Here is a 21,304-nt window from a genome sequence, read left to right as displayed (position 1 = left end):
CGCCGCTACCCCTCCCTCACCCTCAACCTCCTCCTCACCCCGATCATGCTGCTCCTCCTCTTCGTCTACATCTTCGGAGACGCCATGAGCGGCGGCGCGGGCCGCGACGCGTACATCGCGTACCTCGTGCCGGGCATCCTGCTGATGACCATCGGGTCGACCACGATCGGCACGGCCGTCTCGGTCTCCACGGACATGAGCGAGGGGATCATCGCCCGCTTCCGGACCATGGCCATCCACCGCAGTTCGATCCTCTTCGGCCATGTGGTCGGCAGCGTCATCCGGACCCTGCTCAGCCTGGTGCTCGTCGGGGCCGTGGGGGTGGCGATGGGCTTCCGGTCGACGGACTCCACCGTCCTGGAGTGGGTCGCCGCCTTCGGACTGCTGGCCCTCTTCACCCTCGCCTTCACCTGGATCGCCGTGGGCATGGGGCTGGGCAGCCCGAACGCGGAGGCGGCGAGCAACAGCGCCATGCCGCTGATCCTGCTCCCGCTGATCTCCAGCGCCTTCGTCCCGCTCGACTCCATGCCCGGCTGGTTCCAGCCGATCGCCGAGTACCAGCCCTTCACCCCCGCCATCGAGACCCTCCGCGGACTCCTCCTCGGCACCGAGATCGGCAACAACGGCTGGATCGCGGTCGGCTGGTGCCTGCTGCTCACGGTCCTCGGGTACCGCTGGTCCCGCGCGCAGTTCGACGGCGAGTCCGCGTAATCGCCCCGCGTGCGCGGGACCGTCCCGCGAACCGCCCACCGCCCCCGGGGCGGCGTGCACCGACTCCGTGTCGGACGCGCGCCGCCCCTTCGGCGTACCGGACCCGGTTCGTCCGTCCGGTTCGCCCGTGCCCCTTGTCTGATGCAGCGTCAGGCGTGACGATGGCCCCGCGCGGCGTCATGTGACGGTGCGTCAGATATGGCGTCGGGTACGGCGCCGGCCGTCGCGTCACTCAGGGGAAGGAGGCCGACGGTGCCGATACTGCCCGCCGGGCCGCTGTCGTACGGGATGCAGCTCCCGATCCAGTCGCAGAGCGCCATCTACGCGGAGCCCTGGGAGGCCGGGGCCACCCCCGCCGACCTCGTCGAGATCGCCCGCACCGCCGACCGGGCGGGGTTCACCTATCTGGCGAGCTGCGACCACGTCGCCATTCCGCGCCGGCTCGCGGAGGGCATGAGCACCGTCTGGTACGACCCGGTGGCCACGCTCGGCTTTCTGGCCGGGGTCACCGAACGCGTGCTGCTCATGAGCCACGTCGCGGTCGTCGGATTGCGCCATCCGCTGGCCACCGCCAAGCAGTACGCCACGCTCGACCACCTCAGCGGCGGCCGGCTGGTCCTCGGGGTGGGGGCCGGTCATGTACGCGAGGAGTTCGAGGCGCTGGGCGCGGACTTCGAGGGGCGCGGGGCGGTGCTGGACGAGACGATCGACGCGCTGCGTGCGGCGCTGGGGCCCGAGGAGTATCCGGAGTTCGCGGGGGAGCGGTTCTCGTTCGCCGGACTGGGGCAGCGGCCGCGCCCGGCGCAGGAGCGGGTGCCGGTCTGGGTGGGCGGCTCCTCGCCCGCCGCCGTGCGCCGGGCGGCCGTGCGCGGCGACGGCTGGCTGCCGCAGGGGGACCCGCGGGCGAAGCTGCCGGAGCAGATCGCCCGGCTGCACGCGCTGCGCGAGGCGGCGGGCGTCACCGAGCCGATCGTGGTCGGCGCCATCACCGAACCGCTGTACGTGGGGGAGCCGGACTGGTCCGTGGGGCGGCGCACGCTCAGCGGGAAGCCGGAGGTCCTGGCGGAGTCGCTTCGGGAGTACGCCGCGATGGGCGTGCACCAGATCCAGGTGCGGTTCCGCAGCCGCTCGCTCCATGAACTGACCGACCAGATGGCGGCGTTCGCCGCCGAGGTCGCACCGCACCTCGACAGCCCCGACGAGTGACGGCCCCGACGAGTGACGGCCCCGACGAGTAACAGCCCCGACGAGTGACGGCCCCGACGAGTAACGGCCCCAGACAGGCAGGGAGACGACCATGGGAAAGCTGGACGGACGGACCGTGCTGATCACCGGCGCGGCGCGCGGGCAGGGTGAGCAGGAGGCGCGGCTCTTCGCCGCCGAGGGGGCCAGGGTGGTGATCGCGGACGTGCTCGACGAGCAGGGCGCGGCCCTGGCGAAGGAGCTGGGCGAGGACGTCGCGCTCTTCACGCATCTGGACGTGAGCCGCGAGGAGGACTGGCAGGCCGCCGTGGCCGCCGCCAAGGACGCCTTCGGGCGGATCGACGGGCTGGTCAACAACGCGGGCATCCTGCGCTTCAACGAGCTGGTGTCCACCCCGCTGGAGGAGTTCCAGCAGATCGTGCAGGTCAACCAGGTGGGGGCGTTCCTGGGGATCCGGACGGTGGCCCCGGAGATCGGGGCGGCCGGCGGCGGGACGATCGTCAACACCTCCTCGTACACCGGGCTCACCGGCATGGCGGGGGTCGGGGCGTACGCCGCGAGCAAGCACGCGGTGCTGGGGCTGACCCGGGTGGCGGCGGTGGAGCTGGCCGGGAAGGGGATCCGGGTGAACGCCCTGTGCCCCGGGGCGGTGGACACCGCGATGACCAATCCGGCGGCGCTGGACCCGGGCGCGGACCCGGAGGCGACGAAGGAGGCCGTGGACGCCCTCTACCGGAAGCTGGTGCCGCTCGGGCGGATCGGCAGGCCGGAGGAGGTGGCGGCCCTCGCGCTCTTCCTGACCTCGGAGGACTCCTCGTACATCACCGGGCAGCCGTTCGTCATCGACGGCGGCTGGCTGGCCGGCGTCAGCCTGTTCTGACCCGGAGGCCGGACGGCCTCACCTGACGAAGCGTCAGGTATTGACGGGTCGGGGTCTCGGTGGAACAGTCGGACGCATCACAATCTGACGGAGTGTCAGAAACGATTGAGGACGGTGAACCCCCTTGGAATTCGGGCTCTTTGTACAGGGGTACGTGCCCGCCGCGCGGGCCAAGGCCGACCCCGGGGCAGAGCACAAGGCGCTGATCGAGGAGACCGAGTACGTCATCCAGGCGGACAAGTCCGGCTTCAAGTACGCCTGGGCCTCCGAGCACCACTTCCTGGAGGAGTACTCGCACCTCTCCGCCAACGACGTCTACCTGGGCTATCTCGCACACGCCACCGACCGCATCCACCTCGGCTCGGGGATCTTCAACCCGCTGGCCCCCGTCAACCACCCGGTGAAGGTGGCCGAGAAGGTCGCCATGCTCGACCACCTCTCCGAAGGGCGGTTCGAGTTCGGCTCCGGACGCGGCGCGGGCAGCCACGAGATCCTGGGGTTCATGCCGGGCATCACCGACATGAACCACACCAAGGAACTCTGGGAGGAGACCATCGCCGAGTTCCCCAAGATGTGGCTCCAGGACGAGTACACCGGCTTCCAGGGCAAGCACTGGTCGCTGCCGCCCCGCAAGATCCTGCCCAAGCCGTACGGGAAGTCGCACCCGGCCATGTGGTACGCGGCCGGCTCGCCCTCCTCGTACGCCATGGCGGGCAGCAAGGGGCTCGGCGTGCTGGGCTTCAGCGTGCAGAAGGTCTCCGACATGGAGTGGGTCGTCGAGTCCTACAAGAACGCCGTCAAGGACGCGCAGCCGGTCGGTGACTTCGTCAACGACAACGTCATGGTCACCTCCACCGCCATCTGCGCCGAGACCCACAAGAAGGCCGTGGAGATCGCGGTCGGCGGCGGGCTGAACTACCTCCAGTCGCTGCTCTTCCGCTACCACGACACCTTCCCCCGGCCCGAGGGCATCCCCGAGTGGCCGGAGCTGCTGCCCGAGTACTCCGAGGAGATCATCGAGCTGCTGATCGCCGAGGAGCTGATGATCTGCGGCGACCCCGACGAGGTGCTGGCCCAGTGCCGCCGCTGGGACCGGGCCGGTGCCGACCAGCTGAGCTTCGGCATGCCGATCGGCATCAGCCGCGAGGACACGCTGAACTCGATCAAGCTGATCGGCGAGCACGTGATCCCGGAGATCGACACGGACCCGGTGCACCGCACGACACGGTTCCGCGAGTCGGCATAGGGCGTGTTCTAGACAGCGCCGGCCGGCAGGGGCGCGGGCGTGCTCCGGGGGCGCCGCCCCCGGACCCCCGCTCCTCGAACGCCGGAGGGCTTCAGGCGCCCGATCGCTCCAACCCCCCCCCGCACGGGCGGCGTCTTCCCGGACCGCCGCCTCACGAGCCGGGGTGCGTGCCGCGGCCGTACGCACCCCGGCGCACACGCGTGCTTCGACCCCCGAGAAGGGAACCCCGTCATGCTCGACCACCTCATCCGCGGAGCGACCGTCGTGGACGGCACCGGCGGCCCCTCCTACCGGGCGGACGTCGGCATCCGGGAGGGCAGGATCGCCGTCGTCGCCGAACCCGGCACCGTCTCCGAGGAGGCCGCCACCTCCGAGGACGCCACCGGACTCGTCCTCGCCCCCGGCTTCGTCGACCCGCACACGCACTACGACGCCCAGCTCTTCTGGGACCCGTACGCCACCCCGTCGATGAACCACGGCGTCACCACCGTCGCCGGCGGCAACTGCGGCTTCACCCTCGCCCCGCTGCACCCCGACCGCCCCGAGGACGCCGACTACACCCGGCGCATGATGGCCCGGGTCGAGGGCATGGCCCTCAAGGCGCTGGAGGAGGGCGTCGACTGGACCTGGTCGAGCTTCCGCGAATACCTGGACGCGCTGGAGGGGCGGATCGCGGTCAACGCCGGCTTCATGGTCGGGCACTGCGCGCTGCGCCGCCATGTGATGGGCGCCGACGCGGTCGGCGGACAGCCCACGCGGGCGCAGATGGACGCGATGCTCGCCCTTTTCCACGACGCCATGGACGCCGGGGCCTGGGGCCTGTCCACCACCCAGTCCTCCACCCACGCCGACGGCGACGGACAGCCGGTCGCCTCCCGGCACGCCCTGCCGGAGGAACTGCTCGCCCTCTCCCGGGCGGTCGGCGAGCACGAGGGCACCCAGATCGAGGCGATCGTCGCGGGCTGCCTCGACCAGTTCTCCGACGAGGAGATCGACCTCTTCGTCGACATGACCGCCGCCGCCGGGCGCCCCCTCAACTGGAACGTGCTGACCATCGACGCCGCCGTTCCCGAACGCGTCCCGCGCCAGCTGATTCCCAGCGAACGCGCCCGCCGCGCGGGCGGCCGGATCGTCGCCCTCACCATGCCGATCCTCACCCCGATGAACATGTCGCTCGGCACCTTCTGCGCCCTCAACCTGATCCCCGGCTGGGGCGACGTCCTCGCCCTGCCGGTCCCCGAGCGCATCGAACGGCTCCGCGACCCCGATGTCCGGGCCGAGATGCTGCGCCGCGCCGACAGCAAGGAGGCGGGCGTCTTCCGGCGGCTCGCGGACTTCGGCCGCTACGTCATCGGGGACACCTACAGCACCGCCAACGAGGGCCTGAGCGGCCGGGTCGTGCGCGACATCGCCGCCGAACGCGGCCAGGACCCCTTCCACTGCCTCGTGGAGATCTGCGCCGCCGACGAACTGCGCACCGTGCTCTGGCCGATGCCCACGGACAACGACCCCGACTCCTGGGCGCTGCGGCAGCGCACCTGGGAGCACGAGGACGTCATGCTCGGCGGCTCCGACGCGGGCGCCCACCTGGACCGGATGTGCGGCGCCCCGTACACCACGCGCTTCCTCGGCGACTGCCTGCGCGGACGCAAGCTGCTCCCGCTGGAGCGGGCCGTGCAGATGCTCACCGACGACCCGGCCCGGCTGTTCGGGCTGCGGGAGCGGGGACGCGTGGAGGAGGGCTACCACGCGGACCTGGTGCTCTTCGACCCCGAACGCATCGACGCGGGCCCGGCCACCCTCGTCCACGACCTGCCCGGCGACAGCCCCCGGCTGGACTCCAGGGCGCTCGGCATCGTCTCGGTCCGCGTCAACGGCGTCGAGACGCTGCGCGACGACAAGGTGACCGGCGCGGTCCCCGGGACGGTGCTGCGCTCCGGCCGCGACACCAGGACGGTGAGCACCGTATGAGCACCTCACCCCAACGCCTGTTCATCAACGGCGAGTGGACCGAACCGGCCGCCGGGCACTACGAGGTGGTCGACCCGGCCACCGAGGAGACCGTCGGCCTCGCGCCCGAGGCGAGCCGCGCCCAGGTGTACGAGGCGGCGGCAGCGGCTCGTGACGCCTTCGCCTCCTGGTCGCGGACCCGCCCCGAGGAGCGCGCCGCGATCCTCGACCGCGCCGCCGGCCTGATGCAGCGCGACTTCGCGGCGAACGCGGCGCTCGCCCAGGCGGAGAGCGGCGCCACCACCGGCACGGCCCGTGGCATGCAGGTCGCCGTGGGCGCGGCCCGCTTCCGGCGGTACGCGAAGGGGGCCCTGGAGCCGGTCGAGGAGGCGGTGGCGCCGCAGATCAACGAGGCCGGTCCGATGGGCCGGGCCGGGATCTTCGGGGCCCTGGCCGTCCGCCGCCCGGTCGGCGTGGTCACCTGCATCACCTCGTACAACAACCCCTGGGCCAATCCGGCGGGCAAGATCGCCCCGGCGCTGGCGATGGGCAACACGGTGGTGGTGAAACCGGCCCCGCAGGACCCGCTCTCCGTCTACCGGATGGCCGCCGCCCTCGCCGAGGCGGGCGTTCCGGCCGGGGTCGTCAACGTCGTCAGCGGCGCGGCCCCCGACGTGGGCGAGGCGGCCGTCGACTCGGCGGACGTCGACATGGTCAGCTTCACCGGCTCCACGGCCGTCGGACAGCGCATCGCCGAGGTCTGCGGCCGGAGCATGAAGCGGCAGCTGATGGAGCTGGGCGGCAAGGGCGCCGCGATCGTGCTCGACGACGCCGATCTCGACGCGGCGGTGGCGGGGATCGGGACGACATTCTCGTTCTACAGCGGTCAGATCTGTACGGCTCCGACCCGCGTCCTGGTCCACCGGTCGGTGCACGACGCGCTGATCGCCAAACTCACCGCGTACGCCGGGTACTTGACGGTCGGGGACCCGACGGCGAAGGGCACGGTCGTCGGCCCGGTCATCTCCGCCGCGCACCGCGACCGGATCGAGGCGTACGTGGAACTGGGCCGCAAGGAGGGGGCCCGGGTGGTCACCGGCGGCGAGCGCCCGGAGCCCACCGGGCGCGGCTTCTACGTCGCGCCGACGCTGCTGGCCGACTGCACCAACGACATGCGGGTGGTGCGGGAGGAGATCTTCGGACCGGTCGTGGTGGTGGTCCCCTTCGGCGACGAGGAGGAGGCCGTCGCGCTGGCCAACGACAGCGACTACGGGCTGATCGACTACGTGTGGTCGGGCGATGTGGCCCGCGCCTTCCGCATCGCGGGCCGGCTGCGGGCGGGCGGCGTCGGCGTGAACACGATCGGCCGCAACATGGAGGCCCCGTTCGGCGGGTTCAAGCGCAGCGGGGTGGGCCGCGACGTCGGCTCGTACGCGCTGCACGCCTACAGCGAACTCCAGGCGATCGTCTGGCCGGGCTGATCCACCGGGCCGCGCGAGGGCGTCGGGCCCGGGTCCTCCGGTGTGCCGGGTCCCGGGTCTACGGCGGTGGGGCCAGCCGGGCCGCGAGCCGGTCCAGGACCCGCCGCCCCGCCCGGCCCACCCCCACGGGCACGAGCGCGGCCCGGCCCGGCACGCGCACCCCGCCGGTGAACGCGACCAGGGTGCGCCCGGGGGCGTGGGCGGACGGGGTGGCCGCGATCCCGATGAGGACGAAGCGGCTCTGCATCCAGAGATAGCCGGGCCGCCGCACCCCGTGGAAGCGGGCGCGCATCCCGAACCGGCTGCGGGCCACCGCCTCGACCCGGTCGCCCTCGGCGCGGACGAGCCGGAGCCGCCGCATGTCGGGGACGAGCGCCGCGAGTGCGCCGTCCACGTCGGCGAGGAGCGGTTCCACGGCGGAGCAGGGCGCGTCGACCTCCCGGACGGTGACCCGGGCGCCGCGCACCCCGGCGGCGAGGGCGCGCAGCCGGCGGACCGGGTCGAGCGGGGCGGACCCGGGCCACGGGCGGAGCGGGGTGTCGGTCATGACGTCCATGCCTTCCGGAAGGAGTCCCGGGCGCGGGACAGTCGGGACTTGACGGTGCCGACGCGCAGGCCGAGCAGACCGGCGGCGGTGCGCTCGTCCAGCCCCTCGACGTCGCGCAGCACGAGGACGGCGCGGTGTTCGGGGCTGAGCCGGGCGAGGACGTCGCCGATGTCGGCCGCGAGCTGGGGATCGCCGCGCTGGGGCAGGGCGGAGAGGTCGACGGGCACGGACCGCGCGCCGCGCCGGGCGACGCGGACCGCCTCGCGGCAGGCGATGGCGCGCACCCAGCCGTGGAGGGCGGCGGGCTCCTTGAGCGTGCGCAGCCCCCGGAACACCGCGACCAGGGTCTCCTGCACGGCGTCGGGCCCGTCGGCCAGGGCGATCGGCCCGCAGATGCGGCCCGCGTAGGGGGCGAGCAGGTCCAGCAGCGCGTTCATCGCGAGGGTGTCCCCGCGCTGGGCCGCCCGCACCAGGCGCACCGCGCGTTCGTGGTCATCGGGCACGGGCCGGGCCGTCCTTCCTGGCCGCCACCCGGAGCGCGGCCGCCGCGAGCAGCAGGCAGAGCGGTGTGTACAGCGTCCAGTTGAGCAGATGGAAGGTGGGGCCCGCGCCGGGGTCCAGTCCGGTGCGCAGTCCCGCCGCCCAGCCGATGCCGGCCAGGGCGCGCAGCGCGGTGCCGCCCGCGACGGCCAGTGTCCCGGCCTGGAGCAGCGGGCCCAGCCGGTGCCCGCGTCCGAGCCGGGCGCGGGCCGTGACCAGCGCGGCGGCGCCGAGCAGGGCGGCGGCCAGCGGCAGGACGACCGGCGGGGTGAACGGGGCGTCGATGCCGAGCACCGCGTACGAGAGGGAGGCGGCGTCCCCGGCGGGCCAGGTGGAGCCGGTGGACCAGAGCAGGTGCAGCGCCGCGTCCGCGCCGAGGACGGCGGCGACGGTGCGGGCGGCGGCACGGGGTGAGGGGAGAAGACGGTCGCGGGGCACGGGTTCCTCCGGGATGCGGTGCGGTGGACGGCCGGTGGGGCCGGTGACGTCGGACGTCACCCACCAGAGGAGGCGGCGGGGCGATTCGTTCCCAGGGACTTCGGGCGGATGCGGCCGGGGTGCGCACCGACGCCAATATCTCTCGACATCAAGCATCTCGTAATCAAGTCTCTTGACATCGAGAAGAAGTCGGGAGAGGCTTCCGGGGTTCCTTGATCTCTTGACGTCGAGATACATTCCGGGGGTGGGCGGTGCGCCGCACGAAGCGCAGCGGTACGGCGGAGGCCGGGGCCGAACGCGGCGGGCTGCTCGCTCAGTTGCGCCGCCCGCCCGGCGGCCGGAACGCGCGGACCATGCTGCTCGCGCTGGCCGTGGACCGCACCGGATCCGGCCTGTGGGCCGCCTCCTCGGTTCTCTACTTCACCTTCGTCACCCGGCTGAGCCCCGGGCAGATCGGCGTGCTGCTGGGCGCGGCCGGGGTGGCGGGCATCGCCGGATCACCGCTGGCCGGACGGCTGGCGGGCCGCTTCCCGGTCCGCCCCCTGCTGATGGCCTGCCATCTGCTGCGGCTGTTGACCCTGGTCCTGGTGCTCACCTGTACGGGGTTCGAGGCGCTGCTGCCCGTCGTCGCGGTCACCTCTCTGGGCGACAGGGCCGCCAAGACCCTGGAGATGCTGTTCGCGACCCGCGTGGCGGGCGAACGCCGCGCCGCCTACCAGGCGTTGTCCCGAAGCGCGGCCAACGCCGGCTACGGCGTCGGCGCCGGACTCGCCGCCATCGGCCTGGCGGTGGGCACCCCCGGCGCCTATCGCGCGATGATCCTCGCCAACGCCGCGTCCTTCCTCGTCGCCGCCCTGCTGGTCCGCCGCACGCGGGAGCCCGCCGGCACACCCGCCGCCACCGCCACCGCCCCGGCCTCCTCCGCACCGCACGCCCCGGCCGTGCGCCCCAAGAGCCCCTGGCGGGACCGGGGTTACCTCCGCTTCGTCCTGCTCGACATTCCGATGAACCTCGACGACTCGGTCCTCGGCGTCGGCCTCCCCCTCTGGCTGGTGAGCAGCACCGCCGCACCCCACGCACTCGTCCCGGCCGTCCTCGTCATCAACACCGTGCTCGTCGTGACGCTCCAGCTCACCGTCTCCCGCCGCACGGAGGGCCCGCGCCGGGTGCTCGACTCCCTTCTCCTGTACGGCGTCCTCATGGCCGCCTGCTGCGCGCTGATCGCCGCGGCCGTGCGCTGCGGCACCTGGGCGGCGGCCGTCGTCCTGCTCGCGGCGGCGGTGCTCGTCACCCTCGCGGAGCTGATGCGCTCGGTCACGTCGTGGGAGCTGGCCGTCCTGCTCGCCCCCGACGACGCGCGCGCCGCGTACCTGGGCGTCGCCGGCATGTCCCAGTCCATCCAGAAGTCCGCGGGGCCGCCGCTGCTGACCGGGGTCGTGATGGCGGCGGGCCCGGCGGGCTGGCTGGTGCTCGGCGCGGCCGTCGCGGCCGTCGCCGCCGCACAGCGGCGCTGCTGCGCCCAGCGCCTGCGTACGCGGGAGGCCGCCGCCCCTCCCCGGACGGTCCCGGCCGCCCGCTCGGAGCCGTACGGAAAAAGTTCCGCCGGTCCCGTCACACACGCCTCGCGCGATCCGTCGAGGCAGTGACCGACTCCGACGGAACGCGAAGGACACCCACCGTCATGACCCAGCAGACCATCCAGCAGCCCCGTTTCACCGACCCCGCCGCCCTGGTCCCCGAACTGGCCGAGGTGGGACCGGCGTTGTTCCGCGCCACCGGCAACGGCACCGTTCCGCGCACCACGATCGGCCTGGTCCAGCTCCGCGCCGGCCAGCTCGTCCGCAACACCTACCTGACCGTGCTGCACACCGGGAACCTCCGCAGGGCGGGGGAGACCGAGGAGCGCATCACCGCCGTGGCCACCTGGCACGACGCCCCGTACTTCACCCCCGCCGAACGCGCCGCCCTGGCCCTCGTGGAAGCCGTCCACACCCCGAACCCGGCCGGTGAGCGCGTCCCCGACGCGCTGTACGCGGAGGCCGCCGAGCACTACGACGAGAAGGCGCTCGCCACCCTCGCCACGGCCATCGGCCAGGTCGGCTTCTTCACCGCCCTCGCGCTCATCGGCCGGCCGCTGCCCGGGGTCGCGCCCACGGAGCAGTGGCGGAAGTGACGGCCGCCCGCCCCGGCCCCCTCAGCCCTCCAGGAACACCGGATTGGTGAGGGCGGCCAGGGCCCCGGGACCGTGGCGGGGCCCGGTGAACGCCGCGTGAACACGTCAGGTCCGGCACCGATCGAGCCCGGGGCAGGGCGAGTTGGACGCCCGCCGGCCCCATGCCGGGGGTGGGGCAATCCCCCCGGCGACTACGGCGACGAGCCCCATCGCCCCACACCGTCCGGTCCGACAGGCTCGGTGCACACACGGAACGGGGGCCCGGCTCCCGTCCGCGCCACCCGACGGAACACATGAGAGACGAGGCCGCGATGCGACGAGTGAACCGGGCCCTGGTGACCCTGGCCACGGCCCTGGCGGTGGTCGCGGTCCCCGCCGCCGCCTCCGCGGCACCCCGGCCCGCCCCGCACGACGCCGCTCTGCGGGAACGCCTCGACGCCGTCGTCTCCGCCGGTGCCGTGGGCGCCCTCGCGGAGGTCCGCGACGGGCGGCGCGTCTGGCGCGGCACCGCCGGGACGGCCGAACAGGGCACGACCCGGCCGGTGCCGGCCGACGGCCGGTTCCGGATGGGCAGCATCACCAAGACGTTCCTCGCCACCGTCGTCCTGCAACTCGCCGCCGAGGACCGGCTGGCCCTCGACGACAGCGTCGAGCGGTGGCTGCCCGGCACCGTCCCCGGCGGCGAACGCATCACCCTGCGCCACCTCCTCAACCACACCAGCGGCCTGTACGACTACAAGCGCACGCTGACGATGCCGCCCTCGCCCGCCTTCCTCGACGACAGGCTGCGGACCTGGACCGCGTCCGAACTGGTGGACAGGGCCGTGGCGCAGCCGCCGACGTCCACGACCCCGGGCACGGCGTACGCGTACTCCAACACCGACTACGTGCTCCTCGGCCAGATCGTCGAGCAGGCCACCGGCCGCTCCTACGCCGACGAGATCACGGCCCGGATCATCCGGCCGCTCGGCCTGCACTCCACCTCGGTGCCCGGCACGTCCCCGCGCATCCCCGGACCGCACCCGCACGGCTACGTCCCGGTCGTGGACGCCGACGGCATGCGGCTCGTCGACTACACGGTGATGAACCCGTCCCTGATGGGGGCGAGCGGCGAGATGATCTCGACCACCCACGACCTCAACCGGTTCGTCTCGGCCCTGCTCGGCGGACGGCTGCTCCCGGACGACCTCCTGGACGAGATGCGGACACCGGGCCTGGAGCACGGGACGTACGGGCTGGGCCTGACCTGGCGCACCACCGCCTGCGGGGTCCCGGTCTACGGCAACGACGGCGACGCCCTCGCCTACCAGACCTGGTCCTTCACCACGGCGGACGGCCGCCGCACGGCCACCGTCGCGCTCACCCCGGACTTCCGGGGCGACGCCGAAGACGCCGTAGACGCCTTCCTGGACCGGGCGTTCTGCGGATAGCCCCGCGAGGCCGGCCGGAACGGAACCCCCTCTACGCTGTGCCGACGCGTCCGCGCCGCCGACCGGCGCGGAGCGAGGAGGAGGGGACATGCGAAGACACGCGGTATGGGGGGCGACGGCCGTCTCGGTGGTCATGGTCGTGCTCGGGGCGTCGACGGCACACGCCGAGGGGGAGGGCGACATCCGGGTCGTCAAGGGCGTGACGAACGGCGGGAAGAGCGTCATCGTCGGCATCGACCGGCCGGTGACCTTCCGGTCCACGCTGACGGTCAAGGACAACTCCGGCGTCAAGGGCCTCTCGCGCGCCCAGGCGTTCCACCGGACCTCCACGTCCGGCGCCCCCGTGGAGACCACCGACATCAGCTGCAAGAAGCTCAGCTCCACCACCTCGGCCTGCACGGCGACGATGCGCATCGATCCCGCCTGGTTCCCCTGGTACAGCGACCGCAACGCCAATGAGGCGGCCGGGGGCTGGGGCATGTACGGGATCGCCAACGCCAACGACGGCGACTACTGGATCTACGACGGGCTCGCGCCCTTCGCGTTCAAGCGCGCCGCGACCCTGACGGCCTCCGCGACCCGCGTCTCCCGCTTCGGTACCGGGCGGCAGGTCACCGTGACCGGGGCGCTGGCCAGGGCCGACTGGGAGGCGCTGAAGTACCGGGGGTACGCGGGCCAGAGCCTCAAGCTCCAGTTCAGGAAGGCCGGTTCCTCCTCGTACACCACGGTGAAGACGGTGACGACGAACAGCGCGGGACGGGTCGGCGCGACCGTCACCGCCCCGGGGACGGGCAGTTGGCGCTGGTTCTACCAGGGAACGTCCACCACGATGCAGGTCGCCTCCGCGGGGGACGAGGTCTTCGTCGGCACGACCGCCCTGCGCTCCACACCGCCACCACCGGTGATCCGCTCCGCTCCCGTGGAATGACTCCGGCGTCCCTGTGCGGCGGCGCCCGCCGCCGTGCGGGGAGGGCTCCGAAGCCGCGTGCTCAGGAGCGCCTGCGCCGGGCGCGGACCGCCAGGCCGAACGCGATCCCGCCGGCCACGGCCAGCAGGAAGCCCGCCGCGCCTTCGGCCGCCCGCCCTCCCGTACCCGGCCGGCGCAACTGGACCGACGACGCGGTCCGGGAGACGGCGGGCACCCGGGGCACGGCGGCCGTGACCGCGACGGGGGCACCGCCGAGCAGCACACTTGTGACGAGCAGTGCGGTGAGAACGGTGCCGGTGCGTATGGGACCCATGGGTGTCCGACCTCCCCCCGTAGCCGCCGAAGGCTCGGCTTTGCGCACCGTACGGCATACGTTTGAGCCGCCACCAGACAACGACGGAGGTGTCCTCGTATGCGGATCGCCACAACGATCTTCCTCACCGACGAAACGATCACACCGGTACGCCTGGCGCACGAGCTTGAGCAGCGGGGATTCGCCGGGCTCTATCTTCCCGAGCACACCCACATCCCGGTGAGCCGCGACACCCCCTACCCGGCGGGCGGGGAACTGCCCCCGGAGTACGGCCGGACCCTGGACCCGTTCGTCGCCCTGGGCCAGGCGTCCGCCGTCACCGAACGGCTCGCGCTCGGCACGGGCATCACGCTGATCGCCCAGCACGACCCGATCGACCTGGCCAAGCAGATCGCCACCCTGGACCACCTCTCCGGCGGCCGGTTCACCCTCGGCCTCGGCTTCGGCTGGAACGTCGAGGAGGCCGCCGACCACGGCGTCACCTGGTCGACCCGCCGCGAACTGGGCCGCGACCGGATGGCCCTGATGCGCGCCCTGTGGGCGGACGAACCGACGTCCCACAAGGGCGAGTTCGGCTCGGTACGGGCCAGCTTCGCCCACCCGAAGCCGGTCCAGGCCCCGCGCGGCCCGGTCACCGGACCGCGCACCCTGATCGGCGGCGCGGCCGGCCCCAAGCTGTTCACGCACATCGCGGAGTACGCCGACGGCTGGATGCCCATCGGCGGCCGGGGCCTCTCCGAGTCCGTGCCCCGGCTGACCGCCGTCTGGGAGGACGCGGGCCGCGACCCGAAGGACCTCCAGGTCGTCCCGTACGCCGTCCTGCCGACCCCCGGCAAGCTCGCCCACTACGCCGACCTGGGCATCGACGAGGTCGTCCTCCAGCTGCCCCCGGCCGGCGAGGCCGAGGTGCTGCGCACACTGGACGCGTACGCGGCGTACCTCTGAGTGGGGACGCACGGCACCACACCACGGCACGGGAGCACTCCATGACCACGACCCGGGGGATGGAGGGCTTCGTGCCCGCCGACGTCCCCGTCACCGCGCCGGTCACCAAGTTCGGCGGCCGGCCCGTCTGGCTCGACGCGCCGCGGTGGCCGGTCAACGAGGCCTGGGACGAACCCATGTGCTTCGTCTGCCAGATCGCCCTGGAACCGGTGCTCGGCGAGGCGGGCCGGGGCCGGATCGCCTACGTCTTCGTCACCCACGCGGACCACGGCGACGAGACGTTCTTCGACCCCGACGTCGTCTTCCCCGACGAGGGCGCCAACGCCGTCGTCGTCCAGCCCGGCGGCACCTACCGGGGCGCGACCCTGCCCACCGCCACCGGCCCCACGCTGTACCACCCCGGCGACGGGTCCGATGCCGAGTACACCGTCCGCCTCCGCCCGCCCGAGGAGGACGACCCCGCCGCTCCCCTCGACGGCGACAAGATCGGCGGTGTCCCCGCGTTCTTCCAGGGCGACGGCACGCCCGAGGGCGGCCCCTGGGTGCTGGCACTCCAACTCGACGCGAACTTCAAGCCGTTCACGCTCCACCTGGGCGCGTCCCCCACGGCGTACGTCTTCGTCTCGACGGACGGCGCGGAGGGCCGGATGGTGGTCCAGGACTCCTGAGCCAGTTCTCCTGAGCCCGGCCCCAGGGCCCGGGTTCCTGAGCCCCGGTCCCGGCTTTCTGTGGTGTGGCCGCCTACGCCCCGTGCCGATCCTGTACGAGCCGGCGCATCGTCGCGACCGGCAGGGCCGGATTGGCCGCCGCCCGGCCCGCGAGTTCGGCGTCGTCGAGGAGGGCGGTTAGCCGGTCCCCGGGAAGGCGCGGGTGCCGGGCGGCGTCCGCCCGGACGAGGGCGTCGGCGTCGCGGGTGAGCCGGTCGACGGCCTCCGGGCCCGCGTCCGGGTCGAGCGGGGCGAGCCGTCGCAGTGCGGGGTCGGGGTCGTCGGCGTACCGGGCGAGCCCGGTGCGGGGGAAGTTGCCGTGCCCCGTCAGACGCCACCGCCCGGGGCCGGTGTACTCCAGGAAGCTGCGGAGCAGCAGCGCGGCCGGGGCGGCGGGGTGGTTCTGGGCGAGCAGTACGCGTACGCCGGTGTCGGGGTCCTCGGCCAGCAGCGCGACCAGGTCGGCGGGCAGATCCGGCAGCACGGCGGCGCGCCGCCGCAGCAGCGGATGCCCGGACCGGGCGAGGGCGCGGGCCCGTTCCGGGCCGGGCAGCGAGGCCGGGTCGTACACCGGAACGTGCTCGTACGCCCCGTCCCGCGGAACGGCGTAGTCGATGGCGGCCCGCTCCGCCTCGGTCAGCGCCGGATGGACGGACACGGCCAGCCGTACGCCCGGGTCGGGGTCCACGGCGAGCGCGCGCAGCAGCTCCGCCCCCAGCCCCGGCCGCTCCGCCACGTGCGCGCGGACCTCGGGGTCCGGATGGGCGGCGAGGACGGCGAGGGTGTCGGCGGGGGTCGTGGCGTTGCCCGCCAGCAGCCAGGCGTCCTCCGGCAGGGCCGCCGCGACGACGTCGGGGGCGAGCGCCCCGTACAGCAGCAGATCGGTCCGGGCATGGCAGCGGTGGCCGGGCAGGTCCTCCCGCACGGCGTCCGGGTCCCGCCGCCGCTCGTACAGCGCACCGGTCCGGGCGGCGGCCTCCCGCACCCCCGGATCCGGATCGGCCAGCAGCGCCGCCCGCACCTCGGGCGTCAGCGAGTCCCAGGCCGTGACCCCCAGCCTGCGCACCGCCGCCGAGGGGTGCGTGGGCATGGCCCGCCGCAGCCCGGGGGAGATCTGCCGCCCGAGCCCGGACACCGCATCGGCGTCGTACGTCTCGATGATCCGCACCACCGTGTCGTCCGGCAGCGGCCGGGGCATCCCCATCCCCTCGCCCCGTGGCTCCTGCGCCAGATGCGCCCGCACGAACCACTCCGGATCGTCCACCAGCCGGGCCCGCTGCTCGGGCTCCGCGTACGGATTGCGGGCGTAGAAGCTCCGCGTGTACCGGTCCGGATGCACCACCACCGCGTCCACCACCGCCTCCGGCAGCACCCGGTCCCGGCACAACACCATCCGCACCGCGTCCGCCCCCTCCGCGAGCAGCCGCAGCAACACGTCCACGGGGGCGGCCGGATTCAAAGCGAGTCCGGCCAGCCGCCGCTCCTCGGGACCGGCGGCGGCCCATATGTCTTCGGGGGTCATGGGGGGATCGTGCCACGGGTGTCCGGCTCCGCCGGGGCAAGTGCAACGGGGAGCCTCGACCGCGGGCTTGCCGAGCTATATAACATCCGAGTCATATATCAGCAACGTTATGAACGGTGAGCGGTACACCATCGAGATCGAACCCGAGGTTCGCCTATGGCTGGAGAACATCCCCGCTCACCTCTACGTCATCGTCGAGCAAAAGGTCGATCGGCTGGCTGCCCATACCACCAGGCTCGGCGAGCCCTACAGCCGCCATCTCGGCGGCAAGCTCCGCGAGCTACGCTTCGACCTCGACGGCAACGCCCAGCGCATCACCTACTGGCTCGCGCCGGGCCGCCGCATCGTGCTCCTGACCGTGTTCCGCAAGGCCAGGATGCGCGAGACGGCGGAGGTGGAGCGTGCCCGTTCCGTCCAGGCCGCGTGCGAGGCCCTCCACGGGCCGGCCGCCGCACACACCGTCTACAGCCGCGACATCAAGGAGGAAACGCGATGAACCACGCCGAGTGGAGGACCAACCGCCACCGCAAGCTCCTGGGCGAAGCGGCCGAGGACAACCCCGAGTACGACCGCCTCTACGAGGAGGCCGAGCTGGCCCATGACCTGGGGCAGATGGTGTACGACCGGCGCACCGCCCTCGGCCTGTCACAGACCGAACTCGCCGACCGCTGCGGCATGCAGCAACCCCAGATCTCCCGCATCGAAGGCGGAGGCACGGTCCCCACGATCCCCCTCCTGCGACGCCTGGCCCGCGCTCTCGACGCCGATCTCACGATCAACCTCATTCCTCACGGGCACGCCGCCTGACCGCCTCACGGGGGAGAGGGACGCGCAACGCCCACTACCCGGCTCGGGCCCCGTCCCACGCCGTGCTGCCCAGGAAGTACGTGTCGTACAGCTCCTGGACCTCCAGCAGGCTGTCCGGGGCGACCTCGCCCAGCGCGATGCGCTTCAGGTGCCGGAAGTACTCGAAGCGTTCGACGCCCGGGGTGATGACGATGAGGATGTCCGCGTCGCTGCCCGGCTCCGCCGCGAAGGCGTGCGCGAGCCCCGGCGGGACGACGACGAGGTCCCCGGGCCCGGCGGTGACGACCTCGTCGCCGGAGAGGAACTGGGCGGCCCCGTCCAGCATGTAGAACATCTCGGCCGAGTTGTCGTGCCGGTGCGGCCGGGCCCCGTCGGCCCCGTCCACGAGGGTGACCCGCTGGGTGGAGAGCGCGCCTCCCGTGGAGCTGCTGTCGGCCAGCAGTCGGACGGTGGTCGGGGCGGCGCCGACGACCTCGGCGTCGGTGGAACGGACGATCACGGACTCGGAGAAGTCGGGAAGGAGGAGGGACACGGATGAACTCCTGGTGCGGAAGAGGTGCGGACGTATGTAGGGGGACCGGCGGGGCCCGTACGTGGACGGGCGGCGGTCAGACGGCGAAGAGCAACCCGGCACTGATCAGCACAACGACCGCCGTGGCGAAGTGGATCCCGAAGGCTACGGCCCGCGTTCCCCCGTTGCGCAGCACGATCACCGTGTCGCCCAGCGGAACCAGCGCCACGGCCACCATGAACCAGGCGCCCGCCTCCGCCCCCGCGAAGGCCAGCAGCGCCAGCCCCATGACGCCGGACGCGGCGTCGCGTAACCCCTTCACGGCCAGATAGGCCGCGTCCCCGCCCTCCTTCGCCGGAACGCCGTACCCGGCGGCGGCCGGACCCGGCTGCATCAGGAACCTGAACCCGATGAACAGGACGAACAGGTCCAGCACGACGGCCAGGCTGTAGGCGGCAACGGTCATGGAACGACTCCCTGGGAGCGCCGGGACGTGGGTCACCAGCCTCGGAGAGTCCGCCCGCCTCAACAAGGACGAACTCCGCAACGCATCGTTCACCCACGGGTTCACGATCCCCCGGGCACCGCTTCCGCCCGGCACTCCCGGCACCACCCGGGCTCCGCCGCCCTGAAGGCCCGTTCGCACCCGTCGCAGTTCTGCAGCGGCACCACCGCACGTGCCCGCCCCGGGACACCCGTCGACGCCCCGTCCCCCGACCGCGCGGGCAGCGCGCTCGGCAGCAGCGCCGTCAGCCGGTGCCGCACCAGCTTCCCCGGATACCGCACCGGCACCGGCAGGTCACTCGTCAGCGCCCGCCGCACGTCCTCCCTCGACGCCTCCCGCTCGAACCACGTCACGACGGCGGGTGCGAGCGTGGCGATGTCCCTTTCCGGCAGGGCGAGTTCAGGGGTGTCCCGCCGGAGTCCTGCCAGCAGCATGGCGGCGGCTTCGAGGAGGTGGGGGGCGGGTGCCGGTGCCGGGGCCGGTGCCGGTGCCGGGGCGGGGGTGGCGGCTGGAGGTGCGGGTGTGGTCGTCGTCGGCGGCGGTTGCGGTGCGTTCGGCGCGACCGGAGGGGGAGAGACCGGTGCCGGGGGGACCGGATCGGGCGGCGGTACGGGCGCGGGGCCGGGCCTCGGGACCCGGCCGGACGTGGGCCGCACCGTACGCCGGGTCCGGGCCTTCTCCCGGGCCGCCGGGTCGAGCGCGTTCCCGGCGGCGGCTCCCGACCGGCCCCCGGGATGGTTGTAGGACACCGTCCGCGTGAACACCCGCCCGTTGGGGCTCCGTTCACGCGTCCGCCGCAGATACCCGTGCCGCTCCAGCTCCCGCAGGGCCCCGGCGATGCGGCGCTCACTGTCGGCGGGCAGCCGCGCGGCCAGGGCCTTGATGCCGATCTTCGCCCCGGGCGGCAGCGACTGGATGTGGAGCGCGAGCCCCCGGGCGGCGAGCGAGAGGTCGGGGTGCTGACTGAGGTGGTTGCCCACGACGGTGAAGCGCTCGGTATGACGAACGTTGACGTGCTCGACACCGGATGGTGGAGCGTAGGGGGCCGCGATAACCTGCGGGACAGCCATCAGGAAGTGTTTCCTTCCGAGGTGGTCAGGCCCCCGCCTGGGATTGCTTTCCCGGTGGGGGCCGTCGTGTTGCTGAAGCTTTCTGGCGTGAGCATATGCCTGGCGGACAGCCCAAAATCCAGCCCGGACCGGCGAGTTCACCCGCCCGGGTGACGGCTCCCGCAGGGTGGGTTGGTTGGGTAGGAGTTCTCTTCCAGAAGCCCTTTAAAAGCCTTTACGTCGTGGCGCACCGCGACGCGGTTCCCCGGGTCGCGGCCCACCGGATCGTGGGTTCCCGCGACCCGGTGACCTGTGTTCCGGCTCAGCCCTGACGCGTGTACGTGACGAACGCGGACCAGGCGTTGGGGGGTGCCCGGACCCAGGTACCGGCCCCTTGACCTCAACCTCGCTTCAGGCCGGACGATCTGGTCCATGCAGACAGCGACGGAATGGATCAGGCAGAACTCCCACACGCTCGCCGCAGGGAAGCCGGACGAGCCCTTGGACGATCTGCGCGCGCTCGCCCCACTGGTGCGCGACGCCAGGATCGTGGCGCTGGGGGCCGCGACCCGGCAGACCCGCGAACTGTCGGTGGTGGCGCACCGCGTGGTGCGCCTGCTGGTGGAGGAGGAGGGGTTCCGGAGCGTGGCCCTGGAAGGCGACGATCCCGGCAGGCTCGGCCTGGAGGCGTACGTCGCCACCGGCCAGGGAGACCCGGGGGCCATGCTGGCAGGGGCGCGGGCCTTCTGGCGGACGGCGGAGATCCTCGAACTCGTCCGCTGGATGAGGTCGTACAACGAGCGCCACCTGGACGACCCGGTGCGGTTCGCCCGGCAGCCGGCCGAACCGGTGCGCCACACCACCCGACTCAGCGGCCTGGCAGAAGCGGAACGCGCACTCGCCGACGGTGCGACCTGGTGGCAGCAGCACGCGGGAGACAAGATCGTCTACTGGGGTGGCATGGCCCACACCGCCGTCGGCGCCCCGCGAACCGTGTCCGTGTCCCCCACCGAACCCCCGCAAACGCACCAGAACATGGGCGGATACCTGCGTGAGCGCTTCGGCCCGGCCTTCCGCTCCATCGGTCTCACCCTGTCGCACGGTTCCATCGGCCAGCCCTTGCCGACACCGGGCCCGGCCTTCGTGGACAGCTCACTCGGCGAGGCCGCCGGAAACAGGGCGGCCTACCTCCTGGACCTGACCCTTCCCCGCCCCGAACCGGCCCGCCGTGTCCTGGACACCCCGACCCGCACCCGCCTGATCGGCCCGGCCTACGACCCCCGACACGACGAGTCCCACCACATGTCGGGCGGCGCCCTCGCCACATGGTTCGACGCCGTCATCCACACCCAGGAGGTCACACCGTCCCGACCCCTGCGCGCGCACGACGACGAATAGGGCCCTACCGGGTCGTGGGT

The 21,304-nt window shown here is 73.1% G+C and carries 23 protein-coding genes; 15 read left to right on the top strand and 8 right to left on the bottom strand.

Translation table 11 applies throughout. The features are described from left to right. The 6 genes from ACFVDM_RS30125 to ACFVDM_RS30100 form a co-directional block, all read left to right on the top strand. The coding region (locus ACFVDM_RS30125) for an ABC transporter permease (protein ID WP_383647550.1) at window positions 1-711 on the top strand (711 nt) is incomplete at its 5' end. Between the two features lie 252 nt (window positions 712-963). Beyond that, window positions 964-1,917, top strand: coding sequence for an LLM class F420-dependent oxidoreductase (locus ACFVDM_RS30120; protein WP_383647545.1), 954 nt, complete (start codon window positions 964-966; stop codon window positions 1,915-1,917). A gap of 91 nt (window positions 1,918-2,008) precedes the next feature. Then, window positions 2,009-2,794: an SDR family NAD(P)-dependent oxidoreductase gene (locus tag ACFVDM_RS30115; protein ID WP_383647542.1), complete on the top strand. Its 786-nt coding sequence runs from the start codon at window positions 2,009-2,011 to the stop codon at window positions 2,792-2,794. A 124-nt stretch (window positions 2,795-2,918) separates the two neighbouring features. After that, window positions 2,919-4,040 carry an LLM class flavin-dependent oxidoreductase gene (locus tag ACFVDM_RS30110; protein ID WP_383647537.1) on the top strand — a complete coding sequence of 374 codons (1,122 nt, stop codon included), beginning with the start codon at window positions 2,919-2,921 and terminating at the stop codon, window positions 4,038-4,040. Between the two features lie 231 nt (window positions 4,041-4,271). Then, window positions 4,272-6,011, top strand: coding sequence for an amidohydrolase family protein (locus ACFVDM_RS30105; RefSeq protein ID WP_383647532.1), 1,740 nt, complete (start codon window positions 4,272-4,274; stop codon window positions 6,009-6,011). Further along, entirely contained in the window at window positions 6,008-7,471 is a 1,464-nt protein-coding gene (locus ACFVDM_RS30100; RefSeq protein WP_383647527.1) for an aldehyde dehydrogenase family protein, read from the top strand. The genes ACFVDM_RS30105 and ACFVDM_RS30100 overlap by 4 nt, the downstream gene beginning before the upstream one ends. Window positions 7,472-7,529: 58 nt before the next feature. Here the strand turns inward: ACFVDM_RS30100 and ACFVDM_RS30095 are convergent, their stop codons facing one another. From ACFVDM_RS30095 to ACFVDM_RS30085, 3 genes are read right to left on the bottom strand one after another with little or no spacing between them, the layout of a single operon-like run. After that, the gene (locus ACFVDM_RS30095; RefSeq protein ID WP_383647522.1) at window positions 7,530-8,018 is read right to left on the bottom strand and encodes a hypothetical protein; all 489 of its coding nucleotides are present in this window, start codon (window positions 8,016-8,018) and stop codon (window positions 7,530-7,532) included. Then, complete coding sequence (locus ACFVDM_RS30090; RefSeq protein WP_383647592.1) at window positions 8,015-8,455, bottom strand: RNA polymerase sigma factor; 441 nt, start codon at window positions 8,453-8,455, stop codon at window positions 8,015-8,017. Before ACFVDM_RS30090 ends, ACFVDM_RS30095 begins: the two co-directional genes overlap by 4 nt. A gap of 55 nt (window positions 8,456-8,510) precedes the next feature. Then, the gene (locus tag ACFVDM_RS30085) at window positions 8,511-9,056 is read right to left on the bottom strand and encodes a DUF3995 domain-containing protein (RefSeq protein ID WP_383647516.1); all 546 of its coding nucleotides are present in this window, start codon (window positions 9,054-9,056) and stop codon (window positions 8,511-8,513) included. A gap of 191 nt (window positions 9,057-9,247) precedes the next feature. On the opposite strand from ACFVDM_RS30085, the gene ACFVDM_RS30080 reads away from it, so the two are divergent. The 4 genes from ACFVDM_RS30080 (at window position 9,248) to ACFVDM_RS30065 (ending at window position 13,527) form a co-directional block, all read left to right on the top strand. Continuing rightward, window positions 9,248-10,642, top strand: a complete 1,395-nt coding sequence (locus ACFVDM_RS30080) for an MFS transporter (protein WP_383647510.1) — start codon at window positions 9,248-9,250, stop codon at window positions 10,640-10,642. A gap of 35 nt (window positions 10,643-10,677) precedes the next feature. Beyond that, on the top strand, window positions 10,678-11,169 hold the full coding sequence (locus ACFVDM_RS30075) for a carboxymuconolactone decarboxylase family protein (protein ID WP_383647505.1): 492 nt from the start codon (window positions 10,678-10,680) through the stop codon (window positions 11,167-11,169). Window positions 11,170-11,480: 311 nt separating this feature from the next. Continuing rightward, window positions 11,481-12,599 (top strand): serine hydrolase domain-containing protein, encoded by a 1,119-nt coding sequence (locus ACFVDM_RS30070; RefSeq protein WP_383647501.1) that lies wholly within the window; start codon window positions 11,481-11,483, stop codon window positions 12,597-12,599. Between the two features lie 88 nt (window positions 12,600-12,687). Beyond that, window positions 12,688-13,527 carry a hypothetical protein gene (locus ACFVDM_RS30065; protein ID WP_383647496.1) on the top strand — a complete coding sequence of 280 codons (840 nt, stop codon included), beginning with the start codon at window positions 12,688-12,690 and terminating at the stop codon, window positions 13,525-13,527. Between the two features lie 61 nt (window positions 13,528-13,588). On the opposite strand, the gene ACFVDM_RS30060 is transcribed toward ACFVDM_RS30065, so the two are convergent. Next, complete coding sequence (locus tag ACFVDM_RS30060; protein ID WP_383647490.1) at window positions 13,589-13,840, bottom strand: hypothetical protein; 252 nt, start codon at window positions 13,838-13,840, stop codon at window positions 13,589-13,591. 99 nt (window positions 13,841-13,939) lie between these two features. On the opposite strand from ACFVDM_RS30060, the gene ACFVDM_RS30055 reads away from it, so the two are divergent. Both ACFVDM_RS30055 and ACFVDM_RS30050 read left to right on the top strand, forming a co-directional pair. Continuing rightward, entirely contained in the window at window positions 13,940-14,785 is an 846-nt protein-coding gene (locus ACFVDM_RS30055; protein WP_383647485.1) for an LLM class F420-dependent oxidoreductase, read from the top strand. A 41-nt stretch (window positions 14,786-14,826) separates the two neighbouring features. Further along, window positions 14,827-15,453: a hypothetical protein gene (locus ACFVDM_RS30050; RefSeq protein WP_383647481.1), complete on the top strand. Its 627-nt coding sequence runs from the start codon at window positions 14,827-14,829 to the stop codon at window positions 15,451-15,453. Window positions 15,454-15,526: 73 nt separating this feature from the next. Here the strand turns inward: ACFVDM_RS30050 and ACFVDM_RS30045 are convergent, their stop codons facing one another. Further along, window positions 15,527-17,014: a hypothetical protein gene (locus ACFVDM_RS30045; protein WP_383647477.1), complete on the bottom strand. Its 1,488-nt coding sequence runs from the start codon at window positions 17,012-17,014 to the stop codon at window positions 15,527-15,529. 109 nt (window positions 17,015-17,123) lie between these two features. On the opposite strand from ACFVDM_RS30045, the gene ACFVDM_RS30040 reads away from it, so the two are divergent. After that, a complete protein-coding gene (locus ACFVDM_RS30040) occupies window positions 17,124-17,510 on the top strand; it encodes a type II toxin-antitoxin system RelE/ParE family toxin (RefSeq protein WP_383647474.1) in 387 nt (128 codons plus the stop codon). Next, complete coding sequence (locus ACFVDM_RS30035) at window positions 17,507-17,821, top strand: helix-turn-helix domain-containing protein (protein ID WP_383647469.1); 315 nt, start codon at window positions 17,507-17,509, stop codon at window positions 17,819-17,821. Before ACFVDM_RS30040 ends, ACFVDM_RS30035 begins: the two co-directional genes overlap by 4 nt. Before the next feature lie 34 nt (window positions 17,822-17,855). Here ACFVDM_RS30035 and ACFVDM_RS30030 read toward each other — a convergent pair whose 3' ends face one another. The 3 genes from ACFVDM_RS30030 to ACFVDM_RS30020 all read right to left on the bottom strand — a co-directional run bounded on the left by ACFVDM_RS30030 (window position 17,856) and on the right by ACFVDM_RS30020 (window position 19,907). After that, the gene (locus tag ACFVDM_RS30030; protein ID WP_383647465.1) at window positions 17,856-18,353 is read right to left on the bottom strand and encodes a cupin domain-containing protein; all 498 of its coding nucleotides are present in this window, start codon (window positions 18,351-18,353) and stop codon (window positions 17,856-17,858) included. Window positions 18,354-18,429: 76 nt separating this feature from the next. After that, entirely contained in the window at window positions 18,430-18,798 is a 369-nt protein-coding gene (locus ACFVDM_RS30025) for a DUF4267 domain-containing protein (RefSeq protein WP_383647460.1), read from the bottom strand. Between the two features lie 101 nt (window positions 18,799-18,899). Continuing rightward, window positions 18,900-19,907: a helix-turn-helix domain-containing protein gene (locus ACFVDM_RS30020; RefSeq protein ID WP_383647456.1), complete on the bottom strand. Its 1,008-nt coding sequence runs from the start codon at window positions 19,905-19,907 to the stop codon at window positions 18,900-18,902. Window positions 19,908-20,318: 411 nt separating this feature from the next. On the opposite strand from ACFVDM_RS30020, the gene ACFVDM_RS30015 reads away from it, so the two are divergent. After that, window positions 20,319-21,284 (top strand): erythromycin esterase family protein, encoded by a 966-nt coding sequence (locus ACFVDM_RS30015; RefSeq protein ID WP_383647452.1) that lies wholly within the window; start codon window positions 20,319-20,321, stop codon window positions 21,282-21,284. Window positions 21,285-21,304 lie beyond the last annotated feature (20 nt).

Source organism: Streptomyces sp. NPDC057682, from assembly GCF_042799575.1.
In the GTDB taxonomy this organism is placed as follows: domain Bacteria; phylum Actinomycetota; class Actinomycetes; order Streptomycetales; family Streptomycetaceae; genus Streptomyces.
The sequence above is the reverse complement of the archived record's forward strand: the minus strand, read 5'-3'. Positions and strand labels throughout refer to the sequence as shown.

What these genes read in the sequence shown, in the direction of transcription:
- ACFVDM_RS30115 (WP_383647542.1), top strand. Translation starts at nt 2,009, where the DNA reads ATGGGAAAGCTGGACGGACGGACCGTGCTGATCACCGGCGCGGCGCGC.
- ACFVDM_RS30105 (WP_383647532.1), top strand. Translation starts at nt 4,272, where the DNA reads ATGCTCGACCACCTCATCCGCGGAGCGACCGTCGTGGACGGCACCGGC.
- ACFVDM_RS30100 (WP_383647527.1), top strand. Translation starts at nt 6,008, where the DNA reads ATGAGCACCTCACCCCAACGCCTGTTCATCAACGGCGAGTGGACCGAA.
- ACFVDM_RS30095 (WP_383647522.1), bottom strand. Translation starts at nt 8,018, where the DNA reads ATGACCGACACCCCGCTCCGCCCGTGGCCCGGGTCCGCCCCGCTCGAC.
- ACFVDM_RS30090 (WP_383647592.1), bottom strand. Translation starts at nt 8,455, where the DNA reads ATGAACGCGCTGCTGGACCTGCTCGCCCCCTACGCGGGCCGCATCTGC.
- ACFVDM_RS30075 (WP_383647505.1), top strand. Translation starts at nt 10,678, where the DNA reads ATGACCCAGCAGACCATCCAGCAGCCCCGTTTCACCGACCCCGCCGCC.
- ACFVDM_RS30070 (WP_383647501.1), top strand. Translation starts at nt 11,481, where the DNA reads ATGCGACGAGTGAACCGGGCCCTGGTGACCCTGGCCACGGCCCTGGCG.
- ACFVDM_RS30065 (WP_383647496.1), top strand. Translation starts at nt 12,688, where the DNA reads ATGCGAAGACACGCGGTATGGGGGGCGACGGCCGTCTCGGTGGTCATG.
- ACFVDM_RS30060 (WP_383647490.1), bottom strand. Translation starts at nt 13,840, where the DNA reads ATGGGTCCCATACGCACCGGCACCGTTCTCACCGCACTGCTCGTCACA.
- ACFVDM_RS30055 (WP_383647485.1), top strand. Translation starts at nt 13,940, where the DNA reads ATGCGGATCGCCACAACGATCTTCCTCACCGACGAAACGATCACACCG.
- ACFVDM_RS30050 (WP_383647481.1), top strand. Translation starts at nt 14,827, where the DNA reads ATGACCACGACCCGGGGGATGGAGGGCTTCGTGCCCGCCGACGTCCCC.
- ACFVDM_RS30045 (WP_383647477.1), bottom strand. Translation starts at nt 17,014, where the DNA reads ATGACCCCCGAAGACATATGGGCCGCCGCCGGTCCCGAGGAGCGGCGG.
- ACFVDM_RS30040 (WP_383647474.1), top strand. Translation starts at nt 17,124, where the DNA reads ATGAACGGTGAGCGGTACACCATCGAGATCGAACCCGAGGTTCGCCTA.
- ACFVDM_RS30035 (WP_383647469.1), top strand. Translation starts at nt 17,507, where the DNA reads ATGAACCACGCCGAGTGGAGGACCAACCGCCACCGCAAGCTCCTGGGC.
- ACFVDM_RS30025 (WP_383647460.1), bottom strand. Translation starts at nt 18,798, where the DNA reads ATGACCGTTGCCGCCTACAGCCTGGCCGTCGTGCTGGACCTGTTCGTC.
- ACFVDM_RS30020 (WP_383647456.1), bottom strand. Translation starts at nt 19,907, where the DNA reads ATGGCTGTCCCGCAGGTTATCGCGGCCCCCTACGCTCCACCATCCGGT.
- ACFVDM_RS30015 (WP_383647452.1), top strand. Translation starts at nt 20,319, where the DNA reads ATGCAGACAGCGACGGAATGGATCAGGCAGAACTCCCACACGCTCGCC.